The 13,482-nt window shown below is 64.6% G+C and carries 14 protein-coding genes; 6 read left to right on the top strand and 8 right to left on the bottom strand.

Features of this window, described 5'->3' with window-relative positions; genetic code table 11:
* Positions 1 to 29 precede the first annotated feature (29 nt).
* From KW845_RS12670 to KW845_RS12650, 5 genes are read left to right on the top strand one after another with little or no spacing between them, the layout of a single operon-like run.
* Positions 30 to 698 (top strand): RraA family protein, encoded by a 669-nt coding sequence (locus KW845_RS12670; RefSeq protein ID WP_218369569.1) that lies wholly within the window; start codon positions 30 to 32, stop codon positions 696 to 698.
* A 16-nt stretch (positions 699 to 714) separates the two neighbouring features.
* Entirely contained in the window at positions 715 to 2,109 is a 1,395-nt protein-coding gene (locus KW845_RS12665; RefSeq protein ID WP_255592581.1) for an amidase, read from the top strand.
* Between the two features lie 20 nt (positions 2,110 to 2,129).
* The gene (gene pxpB / locus KW845_RS12660) at positions 2,130 to 2,810 is read left to right on the top strand and encodes a 5-oxoprolinase subunit PxpB (RefSeq protein WP_218369568.1); all 681 of its coding nucleotides are present in this window, start codon (positions 2,130 to 2,132) and stop codon (positions 2,808 to 2,810) included.
* Complete coding sequence (locus KW845_RS12655; RefSeq protein WP_218369567.1) at positions 2,807 to 3,817, top strand: biotin-dependent carboxyltransferase family protein; 1,011 nt, start codon at positions 2,807 to 2,809, stop codon at positions 3,815 to 3,817. Before pxpB ends, KW845_RS12655 begins: the two co-directional genes overlap by 4 nt.
* Before the next feature lie 10 nt (positions 3,818 to 3,827).
* On the top strand, positions 3,828 to 4,586 hold the full coding sequence (locus KW845_RS12650; protein WP_218369566.1) for a LamB/YcsF family protein: 759 nt from the start codon (positions 3,828 to 3,830) through the stop codon (positions 4,584 to 4,586).
* Positions 4,587 to 4,613: 27 nt separating this feature from the next.
* Here the strand turns inward: KW845_RS12650 and KW845_RS12645 are convergent, their stop codons facing one another.
* Both KW845_RS12645 and KW845_RS12640 read right to left on the bottom strand, forming a co-directional pair.
* Positions 4,614 to 5,327, bottom strand: a complete 714-nt coding sequence (locus KW845_RS12645) for a class II aldolase/adducin family protein (RefSeq protein WP_218369565.1) — start codon at positions 5,325 to 5,327, stop codon at positions 4,614 to 4,616.
* A 38-nt stretch (positions 5,328 to 5,365) separates the two neighbouring features.
* The gene (locus KW845_RS12640) at positions 5,366 to 6,355 is read right to left on the bottom strand and encodes a tripartite tricarboxylate transporter substrate binding protein (protein ID WP_218369564.1); all 990 of its coding nucleotides are present in this window, start codon (positions 6,353 to 6,355) and stop codon (positions 5,366 to 5,368) included.
* Positions 6,356 to 6,585: 230 nt separating this feature from the next.
* Here KW845_RS12640 and KW845_RS12635 point away from each other — a divergent pair, with 230 nt between their 5' ends.
* Entirely contained in the window at positions 6,586 to 7,668 is a 1,083-nt protein-coding gene (locus KW845_RS12635) for a flavodoxin family protein (RefSeq protein ID WP_218369563.1), read from the top strand.
* 58 nt (positions 7,669 to 7,726) lie between these two features.
* Here KW845_RS12635 and KW845_RS12630 read toward each other — a convergent pair whose 3' ends face one another.
* The 6 genes from KW845_RS12630 to KW845_RS12605 form a co-directional block, all read right to left on the bottom strand.
* Positions 7,727 to 8,680 carry a 2-hydroxyacid dehydrogenase gene (locus tag KW845_RS12630; RefSeq protein ID WP_218369562.1) on the bottom strand — a complete coding sequence of 318 codons (954 nt, stop codon included), beginning with the start codon at positions 8,678 to 8,680 and terminating at the stop codon, positions 7,727 to 7,729.
* 39 nt (positions 8,681 to 8,719) lie between these two features.
* Positions 8,720 to 9,685: a tripartite tricarboxylate transporter substrate binding protein gene (locus tag KW845_RS12625; RefSeq protein WP_218369561.1), complete on the bottom strand. Its 966-nt coding sequence runs from the start codon at positions 9,683 to 9,685 to the stop codon at positions 8,720 to 8,722.
* 138 nt (positions 9,686 to 9,823) lie between these two features.
* Positions 9,824 to 10,402, bottom strand: coding sequence for an amino acid synthesis family protein (locus tag KW845_RS12620; protein WP_218369560.1), 579 nt, complete (start codon positions 10,400 to 10,402; stop codon positions 9,824 to 9,826).
* Positions 10,403 to 10,473: 71 nt separating this feature from the next.
* The gene (locus KW845_RS12615; RefSeq protein ID WP_218369559.1) at positions 10,474 to 11,424 is read right to left on the bottom strand and encodes a tripartite tricarboxylate transporter substrate binding protein; all 951 of its coding nucleotides are present in this window, start codon (positions 11,422 to 11,424) and stop codon (positions 10,474 to 10,476) included.
* A gap of 34 nt (positions 11,425 to 11,458) precedes the next feature.
* Positions 11,459 to 12,346 carry an NAD(P)-dependent oxidoreductase gene (locus KW845_RS12610; protein WP_218369558.1) on the bottom strand — a complete coding sequence of 296 codons (888 nt, stop codon included), beginning with the start codon at positions 12,344 to 12,346 and terminating at the stop codon, positions 11,459 to 11,461.
* A 195-nt stretch (positions 12,347 to 12,541) separates the two neighbouring features.
* Complete coding sequence (locus KW845_RS12605; RefSeq protein WP_218369557.1) at positions 12,542 to 13,444, bottom strand: LysR family transcriptional regulator; 903 nt, start codon at positions 13,442 to 13,444, stop codon at positions 12,542 to 12,544.
* Positions 13,445 to 13,482 lie beyond the last annotated feature (38 nt).

Genomic DNA, 13,482 nt, shown 5'->3' with positions numbered 1-13,482 from the left:
TTCCTCACTTCATTCTGGAGACAGTTCCCATGTACCTGCTGAAATCCCTTCCGGAGCAAATCGCCCCCGAACGCATCGAATTGCTGGCCCGCGCCGAGCCCGCCACCATCGGCCATTTTCTTCACACCGGCTTCATGGACAGCGGCATCCGCGCCATGCTTGGACCCCAGCGCATTGCCGGCACGGCAGTAACCGTTCGCTATCCGGGCCCGGACGGCGCCATGGCGCATTACGCGGTGGGCCAGGCTCGTCCGGGCGACATCCTGGTGATCGACCGTTGCGGCGACCAGCGCCATGCCAGCCTGGGCGGTGCCCTGGCCTACGCGGCCCGCGCGGCCGGCGTCCTGGGCATCATCGTGGACGGTGTCGTGACCGACATCGAAGAGCTGCGGCGCTATGGCCTGCCGGTCTGGTCGCGGGGCCTGACAACGATTACCGTGAAGACGCTGGGCATCGGCGGGGAATTCTGCATTCCCGTCTCTTGCGGTGGCGTGGCGGTATCGGCCGGAGACGCCATCCTGGCCGACGAAAACGGCGTCCTGGTCCTCCGGCCCGAGCTTATCGAGTTTGCCGCCAACAAGGCCATCGGCCTGCAAACCGGCGAGAAGCAAACGCTGCAGCGCGTGGACGCGGGCGAGAAGTACCCGGACATCCTGGGTACCTCGGCGGTCATCCAGGAACACTTGGCGCAGCATTGAAAAAGGAACCCGAGCGATGTCATTGTCCAGTTCATTCATGACCGTGAAAGAGATATCTGCCGGGCTCGATGCCGGCAGCATATCGTCCGCAACGCTGGTGGAACATTATCTGCAGCGGATTGCAGACCGGGATTCCCGTCTGCACGCGTTTGTCGACACCTATGCCCACGAAGCCCGGCAAGCGGCGCGAAGCGCCGACCTTGCCCGCGATGCGGGATGCGCGCTCGGTCCATTGCATGGCATTCCCATCGCCATCAAGGACCTGGTCGAAATCCAGGGCCGTATCACGATGGGCGGATGCGCCGCCAACCGGGAGCGTCGCAGTGCGGTCACGGCGACCATCGTTCAGCGCCTTCGGCAACAGGGAATGATCATCCTGGGCAAGACACATACCGTTGAGTTCGCTACCGGCGGCTGGGGCACCAATACCCGCCTTGGCACGCCGCTGAACCCCTGGGACCTGGATGTGCCGCGCACCCCGGGCGGCTCGAGCAGCGGATCGGGAGTGGCCGTTGCCGCCGGCCTGGCGCCCTGGGCAATCGGTACGGATACGGGCGGTTCGGTGCGCCTGCCGGCATCGTGGTGCAACCTGACCGGACTGAAAGTCAGCACCGGACGCATCAGCACCCATGGCGTAATGCCGCTGAGCACGACACTGGATACTCCGGGCCCCATGACGCGCACTGTCGGCGATGCCCGGCTGCTCTACCATGCGCTGAGGGAACCTGAAGCCGTCGACGCCCATGGCGCCTGGCCCGCGCAACGCGCCGGCCAGGCGCGCCCGCGCACCGGCCTGGCCGGCCTGCGGCTGGCCCGCCTTCCCGAAAACGAACGTGCCGTGGCCACGCCGGAAGTGTTGGCCGCCTACGATGCATCCCTGGAAGTACTGCGCGCGGCCGGCGCCGATATCGTGGATATCGCGCTTCCCTACGGTTTTGCCGAAGTGGCCGAACTCAACAGCCTGATCATGAATGCCGAGGGCTACAGCTTCTATGCCCAGCTACTCGACGATGCGTCCCAACCCCTGGATGAAGACGTGCGCCCTCGCCTGCTGAAAGGCCGCGAGGTGCGGGCCGCCGACTATCTGAACGCACTTCGGCGCCGCCAGGCAATGCAGCGTGAACTCTACGCCATCTTCGGCCAGGTCGACGCGCTGCTGACCCCGACCACCGCAACGGCGCCGCTGCCCCTCACCGAGGTAGACCAGGCCGCCACGCCGGCCTACTACACCCGGTTCGCCAATTTCTTCAACCTGGCGGCGCTGGCCCTGCCCGGCGGAGCCACGCCCAGCGGCCTGCCGATATCGCTGCAGATCATCGGCTGCCCATATGGCGAGGAAGAAATCCTGGATATAGGCGAGGTGTACCAGGCGCGCACCCAGTGGCACCTGCGCACCCCTGCGGAAGGCTAGATGATCTCGCCCGACCGGAAATGACAGATTCCACCCCCGCTGCGCTGACCTGCACCCGGCAGGGTGAATACGCCATCCTGTGCGACCCTGGCCCAGCCGGCACCGGCGCCCCCGGCCTGGACGTCCAGCACAAGATCTGGGCGGTGTCGGCCAGCCTGTCGGCCCGCGAGGACGTGCTTGAAGTCGTTCCGGGAATGAACAACTGGCTGGTGATCTTCCGGCATATCCAGCACGATTTCGATGCTTGCCAGGCAGTCATCCGCGACGCATGGCAAGCTGCTCCGGCCGGCGCATCGCAAGGCCGCCAGATCGTCGTGCCGGTGGTGTATGGCGGACCACAAGGAGAAGACCTGGATCTTGTGGCGCGCTACGCGGGGCTGACCCGCCACGAATACATCGACCGGCATGCGCGGGCCAGCTATGTCGTCTATGCCCTGGGCAGCCAGCCCGGCTTTGCCTACCTGGGCGGCCTGGACTCCAGGCTGGCCGTGCCGCGGCGGGACACTCCCCGGCCGCGCGTCGAAGCCGGGTCGGTCATCATAGGCGGCAATCAGGCCGGCATTCTTTCCCGAACCACGCCGTCAGGCTGGCACATCATCGGCAAGACCGGGCTCGACTGCTTCGACCCTGCCCGGGAATGCCCGGCGCTGCTCGCGCCCGGCGACACAGTGCGCTTCGACGTGCAGGCGGTCTTGGCATGATCGAGATGACCCAGGCCGGCTTCTACAGCTCGGTACAGGATCTGGGCCGCCAGTCCTGGCGCCATCTCGGCGTTGGCCTGAGCGGTGCCATGGACCCCTTGGCGCTGTCTGTCGCCAATCTCATGCTGGGCAACGCCGTCGACGCGGCCGGCCTGGAGATCACCATGGGCCGGGCCAGCATGACTTTCCGGACCGACACCGAAATCGCCCTGGCCGGCGCCACCGTGGACGCCACCCTGGACGGGCGCAAGTTGCCCAACTGGTGGGCACTGAGCGTACGCGCCGGCCAAACGCTGCGGCTAGGCACCGTGAGCACGGGGGTGCGCAGCTATCTGGCGTTTCGCGGAGGGCTGGCCGTGCCACCGGTGCTGGGATCCGCCGCCACCGACCTGAAAGGCGGGTTCGGCGGCATGCAGGGCCGTATCCTCAAGAACGGGGACGTTCTTGAGCTGTGCCCGACGGCATCATTGCGCCGCCCCAATACCGGCTTTGGGCTGCCCGTGATGCAACTGGCCCCGTATGCGCATCGAGGCGACGGGCAGGACCGGCCCGCCCCGCAAGACGACGGCGCCGCCCCCGTCATGCACATCCTGCCCGCCGCGCAATGGGCCGACCTGGCTGCCGGGGCGCAGCAGCAACTGGTGGATGCCACCTGGCAGGTGTCCCCCCAGAGCAATCGCGTGGGGTGCCGCCTGGAAGGCCCTGTCCTGCAAACCCGGGTTCGGCGCGAGATGCGCTCTCATGGCATCGTGCCGGGCGTGGTTCAACTTCCCCCGTCGGGACAACCCATTGTCCAGCTGTGCGACGGCAACACCAGCGGCGGCTATCCCGTCATCGCCACCGTCATCCAGGCCGACCTGCACCTGTTTGCCCAGCTGAGCCCCAGGGGGCCGATGCGCTTTGCGCTGTGCGACGTGGCGTACGCGGCCGCGCTTTGGAACCGTCACCAGAAACTCCTGGATGACATTGCCCTGCGTTGCGAGCTGACACGCCACCGTTTCCAATGAAGGATGCACCATGAAAACCATCGATATCAATTCCGATCTGGGCGAAGGCTTTGGCGACTATGTCATGGCCGATGACGCCGCCATCCTGGAACTCATCACGTCGGCCAACGTGGCCTGCGGCTTCCATGCAGGCGACTTCATGACGATGCACGAGACCGCGGTGCTGGCGAAGAAGAATGGCGTCAGCATCGGGGCGCACGTCGGCTATCCGGACCGCCAGGGTTTCGGGCGCCGCCATATCGCCTATACCGCCAAAGAACTTGAACTGATGACGCTGTACCAGCTTGGCGCACTGAGCGCCATCGCCGAGCACGCGGGAACCCGGCTCACGCACGCCAACTTCCATGGCGCACTGGGCAATCTTTCCTTTGTCGATGACCAGGTTGCCCTTGCCGCGCTGCGCGCCTTCAAGGCTTTCGATCCCGGCCTGAAGTTCGTGGCGCTACCCCATACCGCCGCGTACAGGGCGGCCCAGAAACTGGGCCTGGACATCGTCGCCTCGTTCCTGGCCGACCGTGCCTATACACCCGATGGCGTGCTGGTCAGCCGCAAGACGGCGGGCGCCGTCATTCACGACCCGGCACTGGTACGCGAGCGTGTCCAGCGCGTGCTGCAGGAAGGCAAGGTTCGGGCCATTGACGGAACCGACCTGGACATGCCGGCGGACTCCATCCTGGTGCACAGCGACACACGCGGCGCCATCGAAATCGCCCGGACCATCCGCCAGGCCGCAGAGGACATCGGCTGCCGGATCGCGGCGTTTGCCTGATCGCGCCCGGCGTGCGCCAAGAAAGACTTACTCGTAGGCCTTCTTTTTCCACAGCTCCCACGGCCGGTTCATCACACCGGCCATCATCTCGTCGGCCAGCGCCGCCTCTTCCGGGCTCAGGTAGGTGATGTCGCCGTTCAAGCCTATGGCTTTTTGCTGAAGCGCCGCGTTCATCTCGGTATAAATGGCGCGATATACCGCCACCGGTATGCCGCCCCCTACCGCAACGAAGCCATGCCCGCGCATCAGCGAGATTTGCTTGTCGCCCAGCGTCTGCGCCAGCTCTTTGCCATGGTCGCGGTTGCGCACCAGCATGTCGGTATCCCCGAAGCAACAGCGGATGTCGAATATCGGCGCACCGCCCCCCAGAAAACCCGCCATATGGTAGACGGGCTGCAGGCGTACCGAAGAGCCCGCGAAAGGAATCACCGATGGCGAGTGGCTGTGCACCACGGCATGGACGTCGGGGCGCGCGCGGTAGATCTCGCCATGGATGTAGCGCTCCAGATAAGGCTTACGCTCGTCTTCGGTGGCCACCTCGGAGTCCATGCCGAACTCCATGATGTCGTCGGCCGTGACGAGCTCGGGTGCCAGTGAACGCGACAGCAGGAAGCGCTGCGCATCGTGCGGATGCCGCACGCTGACATGGCCGAACCCGTCCAGCACGCCGAAGCGCGCCAGTACGCGGTTGGCAACGACCAGGTCATCGATGCAGGCTTTGAGGTCCGGGGCAATGCTCATGGAATTTCCTTGGAACGAAGTCTGAAGATAAGGCCGCGTCATTCCAGCGTGATGCCGGATTGTTCAGCCAGCTTGCCGTACATGTCCAGGTCCTTGTCGATCTGGCTGGACATGGCCGCGGCCCCGGTTTTCTCGATTTCGTAATAGCGATCCCGGAATTCCTTCTGCACGGCGGGATCGGCCATGGTGGCCGTGATGGCCGCTTCGAATTTTTCCTTTACATCGGCAGGCAGGCCCTTGGGCGCAAGCACTCCGAACCATACGGAAATGTCCAGTGCCCCGAACGGCTTGGTCTCGGCGATGGCCGGCAAATCGGGCATGAACGAGACCCGCTTGGCCGAGGCCACGGCCAGCATGCGCAGCTTGCCCGATTCGGCATGCGGCGCCAGGTTTGGAATCGTGCTGAAAAGAATAGGTACCTGGTTGCCCAGCCCGTCGTTGACGGCCGGCGCGCACCCTTTATACGGCACGTGAACCATGTCGAGCTTGGCGGCCTGCTTGATGGACTCACCCGTGAAGTGCTGCGGCGTACCGTTGCCGCAAGAGGAATAACTGAGCTTTCCGGCATTCTGCCCGACGTAGTCGATCAGCTCGGGCACGGTCTTGGCCGGAACCGCCGCATTGACGCCCAATGCCACGGGCGCGATCACCAGCAAGGACACCGGCGCCAGCGCCTTGCGCACATCGGGCGTACCGCGCATGTCCAGGCTGGCATTGATGGTAAGCGTGCTGTTCGTGAGCAGGAAGGTATACCCGTCGGCCGGCGCGCGGGAAACCTGGGTGGCCCCGATATTGCCCGAGGCGCCCGGCTTGTTATCCACGATGACGGACTGGCCGCCCAATTGCGAAGGCAGTTTCGTGGCAAGCAGCCTGGCCACCACATCGGCACCGCCGCCCGCGGCGAACGGCACAACCAGTGTGATGGGGCGATCGGGATAGGAGCCGGCGGCATGGGCGGCAGCCGGGCCCAGCGCAAGGCTGAGCAACAGGGCGTGCGGCATCCGCCGCAGCAGCAAGGCTGTAGGCATGGCGATTGTCTCCGGTATTAGTTAGTTATTCGAATGAAGGCATTATCTGGCCGCCGCCATACCGGCTCAAATGAAATAATCTTATTATCCATAACGTGCTGCATATGGGTCGAGGGTCCCGGGGCGGATACTGCACCGCAACATACCCGTGAAGCCTCGACAGCCCCGATAAGCCCCTTGGGCACGCAGTTTGCGGCCTTGCCTGCCCCCATGCCCGCAGGCAGATTCCGATGACCGCACCCAAGCTCGAACTTCGTACCGGCCAATATCCAGGCCCGCTCACGCGCGAGGCATTTCGGCTGCGCTTCATGCGGCGCTTCTACGACCCTGCCTTCCAGGCCGAGCATGCGGCCTTGCAACGGCTCGAAGCGATCGCATGGGACGCTTACCAGGACGGCCGCAAGGCCCCCATCACGGTGAAGGCCGGTCCGGGCTATGCCGATGCCGATTACGACCTGTCGGTGGAATGGAAAGAGACTCGCGACCGACTGGCGCGGGCCGAGGCAACCCAGCGCGACCCGCATACGCATTCGCGCGTGCTGGTGGTCATCGGCGCCTCGCGCAACGACGGCACCTGTCCGGGCGAGGTCTCCAAGAGCTGGCGGCTGGCACAGATCGTTCGCCACGAAGTAGAGGCGGGCGGCATGCAGGCCGACATGCTCGACCTGAGCCGGCTGGTTTCGGAATACCAGTACCAGATCCACCCCTGCAAAGGGTGCGTGTCCACGGCGATGCCCCTGTGCCATTGGCCGTGCAGTTGTTATCCCAACCATTCCCTGGGCCAGGATAACGATGCAATGAACGGCATCTATGAACAATGGGTGGCGGCGCACGGCGTGATATTGGTCGCGCCCACCTACTGGTATCAATCGCCCAGCCCCCTGAAGCTGATGATCGACCGGCTGGTTTGCGCCGACGGCGGCAACCCCGACCCGACCTCGACCGGCGGCAAGGACGCAATGAAGGCCAAGAAGATCGAAATGGACGGCTGGCCCTACCCCAAGCACCTGGCGGGCCGCGCCTATGGCTTGGTGGTACACGGCGACGTGGCTGGCATCGAGGGCCAGCGGCGTGCGCTTGGCGACTGGCTGGACTGGATGGGCCTGGTCGATGCCGGCGCGTCGTCACGGCTGGACCGCTATATCGGCTACTACAGGCCCTATGCCACCAGCCACGCCGCGCTGGACGCGGATCGGGCGGTACAGGAAGAGGTGCGCAACGTGGCGCGGGCGGTGGTCAACTGCGTGCGGCGGCTGCGGGCGGGGGAACTGGCGCCGCCGGACCGGGGCCTGCGCGATCCGCGGCCGAAGTAACAGATGGGTGCGCCTGCATGCGGTGGAACGGCCCAGCCTCCGTGCCTGCGCGAATGCCTCACCACACAGGTGTCACCAACGGCTTGCCCGCATAGAAGCGCTCTGCGTTCTCGAGGAACTTGCGTACCGACATATCGATGGCCTGCGGCGAGATGCCGGCGATGTGCGGCGTCAATACCGCGTTGTCCAGTTCCAGCAGCGGCCCCGGCGGCGTGGGCTCGTTCTCGTACACGTCCAGGGCGGCCGCCATCAGGCGGCCCTCGCGCAGCGCGCCGGCCACGGCATCGGTGTCCACCACCGTGCCCCGGGCAATGTTCACCAGCACACCCTGCGAGCCGATGGCGTTGACGATGGCCTCGTCGACAAGGTGGTAGGTCTCTTTCCCGCCCGGCGCGGCCACCACCAGGAAGTCGCACCATTGCGCCAGGCTCTTCAGATCGTCGAAGTACTGGAAGTCCACGTCGTCGCGGCGGCGACGGTTGTGATAGCCGATTTCCATATGGAAACCCAACGCACGGCGGGCCACTTTCTTGCCGATCGCCCCCATGCCCAGAATGCCCAGCCGGCGGTACGACACATGGGGCGGGCGGGGGATATCGTCGCGCCACAGGCCGTGCCGTACGCCGCTGTTCAGAAAGGGCAGGCGCCGTATGGCGGCCAGCAGCAGCATCATCGTGTGGTCGGCCACGCAGTCGTCATTCGTGCCGGCGGCGTTGGCCACGGGGATCCCGCGCGCCTTGGCGTGCTCGACCGCGACGTTCTCGTATCCGACCCCCACGGTGCAGATCAGCTCCAGTGCCGGCAGGCGATCGATTTCGCTGGCCAGCAGGCCGTTCGTGCCGTTGGTCAGCACCACTTTGATCTCTTGTCCGCGCGCGGCGATCTGCGCCTCGCCATTGGCGCGGTCCTTGCCCAGATGCTCGTTGGGCGCATAGATCATGTCGAACCGCTCGCTCACCAGCGCGCGGTGTTCGTCCGACAAGAACACCAGGACCAGCAATACAGGTTTCATGCCTTTGACCTTTCTGAACTTCAGTGACCAGTTGAGTAACTATTCAATGCTTGCCCCCGATGATTTCACCAGATCGCCCCATTTCTTGATCTCGGTGCCGACCAGCGCACGGAAGGCTTCGGGGGTATCGCCCGCAGGCGTGGAACCTTGTTCGCGCAGGATTTTCTTCACCTCGGCGTCTGCCAGCACCGCATTGATGGCCCGGTTCATGCGCTGGATGACCGGCGCCGGCGTGCCCGCGGGCGCCCATACGCCATTCCACAGCACAACCTCGTAGCCGGGCAAGGCCTCGGAAACGGCAGGAACGTCCGGCAGGCGCGGCGACCGTTCCCGGGTCGTTACCGCCAATGGACGCAGCTTGCCGCTGTCGATGAATGGCAGGATCTCGACCATGGGCGAGAAAACCGCCTGGATCTGGCCTGCCAGCAGGTCGCTGTTGGCGGGCGCCCCGCCCTTGTACGGCACGTGCGTCATGCTGACGTCCGCCATCTGGCCGAACAGCGAACCCGACAAGTGCTGTGACGTGCCATTACCCGCAGAGCCATAATTTACCGTGTTCTTGTGCTTTTTCACGTAGGCAATGAAATCGTCCAGGTTCTGGGCCGGGAAATTCGTGTTCACCATCAAGACGTTCGGGATCAGGGACACGCGCGACACGGGCGCCAGGTCTTTCTGCACATCGAGCGGCATATTTTTGTACAGCGTCACGTTGGTGATCAAGGTGGTGGTGGACATCAGGAAGGTGTAGCCGTCGGGGCTTGCCTTGGCCACATAATCAGCGCCGATATTACCGCCGGCGCCGGCCCGGTTCTCGACTACCACCGGTTGCCCCAGTTCCTTAGGCAACTTCTGGGCGATCAGGCGTGCGGTGGCGTCGGTGCTGCCTCCGGGCGCCAACGGCACGACCAGCGTGATCGGGCGGGTGGGCCAGTTGTCGGCCCAGGCCAGGGGCGAAGCCATCAGGCAAAGCATGCTTGCCGCCGCGGCGGCGATAGCCTTGATCATTATTGTCTCCTTGTTGGCGCTCGTCGGGGCCCAGCTGCCCGCGCGGCGCCTATCGGTTATCGGAAATCAGGCGATTCGCCGCGGTCACGGCGAACCCCATTGCGCCATGCGCCAGCGCCACGGCCGGCGCATGGCGGCTTAGCGCTGGCCGTCGCCGACGGTCAGCTTGTCGGCACGCAAGCCGCCCAGGCGTTCGTGAACGCGGGATCCCGTGGATATGACCAGGGCGTACAGCAACTCGTCGGGGCGCGGGCTGTCGATGGCGCCCACGTCCATGGTGCTGAAGTGGCTGCGCACATAGCAGGCCTCGATATGGTGCAGCGGGATCTGCAGGCGGGTGCCCGCCGAGGCCACGACCTTGGCGGCGGGCACGATGGACTTTGCCTTGGGCAGCACGGCGCGCATCGTCCAACCGCCCGCCTCATGCCAAATGGCCCCATGCTCCAGCTCGCCGTTCAGCCCCACGATCGCGCCCTTGCCATAGGCCTCGACTTTTTCGGGGCCGCCCACCGCGGCCATGAGCTCGGGCACGATGTCCTTGGCCAGTAGTTTGGAATCCTCGACCAACTGCGACAGGTCTTCGACATAGCGGCCGGCATACGGGTTCTTGATCACTACGGCAATCGATGCCATCTTGACCGGCGTGTCGCGCGCAGGCCCGCCTTCATGGTAGATGGACTCGACGTTCAACAGTTTCTTGCGGATTTGAATGGCCATGCTGGTTCACTCCTTGATGTTCTGGATGAAAAATAAATGCCGGCGCCCATGACGCCGCGCGCGGGCCGACGCTACTGAGGCGTCAGGCCAGCGGCAACGAAGACCTTGCCCCATTTGTCGATGTCCGACGCGATCAATTGCTGGAACCCCTCGGCCGAGGAAGCCCGCACCGTCAATCCGTTAGAGGCGAACTGCTGCTGCAGCGACGACGACTGCAGGACTTTTCCCAGGGCAGCATTGACACGCGCTATCACATCGGCTGGCGTGCCGGCGGGCGCCGCCACGCCGAACCAGACATTCAGGTCGTAGTCGGGCAACCCCGCTTCTGCCAAGGTTGGCAGCTCTGGCGCCAACGGCGAACGCGTCTTGCTGGTCACGCCCAAGGCCGTGACCCGGCCGGCGCGCGACTGCTGCAAGCCGTTGACCATATCGGCAATGGTGAAGTCGAGCACGCCCGCCATCAGGTCCGTCATGGCCTGGGGCACGCCGCGATAGGCCACGGGCGTGGCAGTGAATCCGCCCATGGACACTACCTGGGCGCCGCATAACTGTGCACTGCCCGACCCGTAGCCATAAGACAGCTTTCCGGGATGCGCCTTGGCATAGCCGACCAGGTCTTTCACGCTGCCGACGGGCAGATCGCTGCGCGACACCAGCATGAAGGGCGCCTCGGCCACCAGGCCGATGGGCGCGAAATCCTTCAGTGGGTCATAAGGCAGGGATTTGAACGCGCTGACGTTGCTGGCTCCCGTACTGACGCCCACCATGAACAAGGTGTATCCGTCCGGCTTGGAACGCACGGCAGATGCCGTCCCCACGATACCGTTGGCACCGGCGCGGTTCTCTACCACCACGGACTGCCCCAGCTCGCCATCCAGGCCCTGGGCCAGCGCACGCGCCACGACGTCGGTAATACTGCCCGGCGTAAACGGCACGACCAGGCGTACGGGTTTGTCGGGATATGCCCCCCAGGCCAGCACAGGCAAGGCGCACAGCAAAGCAGCGAACAAGCGTCGCTTCATGACTCGTCTCCTGGTGTATCTTGTCGCGGCGCGATCACGCCGGCTTGGAGCCGAATTCAACCCCCGCCCATTGTTCGATATGCCGGATGGGGTACACGTTGTCGCGCGGGCCGTCGCCCTGCGTGATCGCGAATGCCAGGAATTGCCGGGCGGCAGGGTTCACCGACATGGGCACGCCCAGCTTCTCGGCTTCGTCGATACACATCTTGACGTCTTTATGCAGCAGTTCGGTCGTGAAGCGCACCGGAAAGCTACGGTCGAGCACGCATTGCGGAATGCGCTCCAGCGTCGCGAAAGAGCGTCCGCTGGACACATTGACCACGTCCAGCAGAGTCTTGGGGTCCAACCCGGCCTTCACGCCATACACCAGCGCCTCGCAACTGGCCACCATGCTGGTGGCGTACAGGGTATTGTTGATGATCTTCATGGTCTGGCCCAGGCTGGGATCGGCGCCCAGGTAAAACACATTCTTGCCGATCACGCGCAGCACGGGCTCGATTTCGTCGTACGCCTCTTTCGGGCCAGCCGCCATCACCGCCAGAGTGCCCTTTTCCGCCGCTACCGTGCCGCCGCTGACCGGCGACCCGACCATGGCGATGCCCTGCTCGGCCAATAGCGTTTGGACAGCATGGGTAACCGACGGGCCGGTCGTCGACAAGTCGAGCAGGATGCGCACGCCTTTTACTTTGGCGACCTGCGCGCCGACTTCGGCCACCACGGCCGGCATGGGCAGGCACAGCAACACGATGGGCGTCTGCTCGGCCAGCGCCTGCACGCTGCCGGCCCCCTGCGCGCCACGGGCAACGATGCGCTCTTGTGCCGCGGCCGACCGATCGTGCACGATCAGTTCATGGCCGGCGGCCAACAGGCGATTTGCAAAATGCTGGCCGATATTACCCAGGCCTATTAGTCCCAGCTTCATTGTTACCGTCTCCACAGGATTCACGATTCGCGCCGGCGCGTTGGCCTGGCGTCATAAGTGAAATCCTAGGGATTTGGACTGGACTGGGCGAGTGCTGATTCCGCAATGGGGTATAGCCTGACGTTAATCGCCAGGCCCGGATCGGCGCAATGCGCCGGATGCCGCAATGCAACACAGACTGGCCCTATGACACCTTCAGGGCGCGCGATCGCCGGCCTGCTCGCCCTTCAAGAGCAATTCGATGAACTTTGCCGCGTGGCTCTTGCCCGTATCGAACGCCGAACGCACGATGCTGGGGTTGAGCGGGATGTTCTCGGCCAGCGGCAGCACCTGGATATCGGGCCAGGCCATGCCTTCGACGGTGAACTGGTCCACCATGGCCACGCCGGCACCCGCGCGCACCAGGCTGCAGGCGGTGTCGGTCTGGTGAATGTAGACGGAAGCTTGCAGGCTGATGTTGGCTTTGTTGAATGCGGCCGAAACCAGTTGGCCGAATGGAATACTGGGGTGATGCGCGATCAGCGGATAACGCGCCAGGTCAGCGATGCCCACGCGTTCCAGCCCAGCCAGCGCGTGCCCGCGCGGCACCACGCACACCATGCGGCCTTCCATGAATGGCGTCACCCGCAGGTTGGGATGCTCGATCGGCAGCACGGAAATCGCCAGGTCCACCTTGTTGCCCAGCACGTCCTGCGCCATGCTGTTCAATAGCGTCAGGCAGTAGTTCACCTGGATATTGGGATAGTGCTGCACGAAACGGGTAATCGCCTTGGCCACCAGGCCACGGCTGAGCGCCGGGCTGCAAGCCAGGTTCAGCACTCCCGACGGTCCGCTGACCAGGCCGCGCGCGAAATCGTCGACACGCAGTACCTGCTGGTAGCACTGGTCGACCTCGCGGAACAAGGCCTCGGCCTCGGGTGTGGGTATCAGTTTCCCCTTTACCCGGTTGAACAAGGCCAACCCCAGCGTCAGCTCGGTATGCGCAACGATGCGGCTGAGCGCGGGCTGAGAGGTAAAGAGCAATCGAGACGCCCCCTTGATCGAGCCCGTCAGCATGACGGCCCTGAACACTTCCATCTGGCGCAGGCTGAATCGCATACTGGTGTCTCCGTTCTTGTTCCTCGAAGGCCTCGCCG

This window comes from Bordetella sp. BOR01, from assembly GCF_019218885.1.
Classification (GTDB): Bacteria; Pseudomonadota; Gammaproteobacteria; order Burkholderiales; family Burkholderiaceae_B; genus Bordetella_A.
Note: the sequence above shows the minus strand (reverse complement) of the source record. Positions and strands in the feature narration are given on the sequence as shown.

Bases quoted from the DNA above. Each gene is read 5' to 3' on its own strand.
- KW845_RS12650 (WP_218369566.1), top strand. From the start codon at position 3,828: ATGAAAACCATCGATATCAATTCCGATCTGGGCGAAGGCTTTGGCGAC.
- KW845_RS12615 (WP_218369559.1), bottom strand. From the start codon at position 11,424: ATGAAGCGACGCTTGTTCGCTGCTTTGCTGTGCGCCTTGCCTGTGCTG.
- KW845_RS12640 (WP_218369564.1), bottom strand. From the start codon at position 6,355: ATGCCTACAGCCTTGCTGCTGCGGCGGATGCCGCACGCCCTGTTGCTC.
- KW845_RS12610 (WP_218369558.1), bottom strand. From the start codon at position 12,346: ATGAAGCTGGGACTAATAGGCCTGGGTAATATCGGCCAGCATTTTGCA.
- pxpB (WP_218369568.1), top strand. From the start codon at position 2,130: ATGACAGATTCCACCCCCGCTGCGCTGACCTGCACCCGGCAGGGTGAA.
- KW845_RS12665 (WP_255592581.1), top strand. From the start codon at position 715: ATGTCATTGTCCAGTTCATTCATGACCGTGAAAGAGATATCTGCCGGG.
- KW845_RS12620 (WP_218369560.1), bottom strand. From the start codon at position 10,402: ATGGCCATTCAAATCCGCAAGAAACTGTTGAACGTCGAGTCCATCTAC.
- KW845_RS12670 (WP_218369569.1), top strand. From the start codon at position 30: ATGTACCTGCTGAAATCCCTTCCGGAGCAAATCGCCCCCGAACGCATC.
- KW845_RS12630 (WP_218369562.1), bottom strand. From the start codon at position 8,680: ATGAAACCTGTATTGCTGGTCCTGGTGTTCTTGTCGGACGAACACCGC.
- KW845_RS12605 (WP_218369557.1), bottom strand. From the start codon at position 13,444: ATGCGATTCAGCCTGCGCCAGATGGAAGTGTTCAGGGCCGTCATGCTG.
- KW845_RS12655 (WP_218369567.1), top strand. From the start codon at position 2,807: ATGATCGAGATGACCCAGGCCGGCTTCTACAGCTCGGTACAGGATCTG.
- KW845_RS12645 (WP_218369565.1), bottom strand. From the start codon at position 5,327: ATGAGCATTGCCCCGGACCTCAAAGCCTGCATCGATGACCTGGTCGTT.
- KW845_RS12625 (WP_218369561.1), bottom strand. From the start codon at position 9,685: ATGATCAAGGCTATCGCCGCCGCGGCGGCAAGCATGCTTTGCCTGATG.
- KW845_RS12635 (WP_218369563.1), top strand. From the start codon at position 6,586: ATGACCGCACCCAAGCTCGAACTTCGTACCGGCCAATATCCAGGCCCG.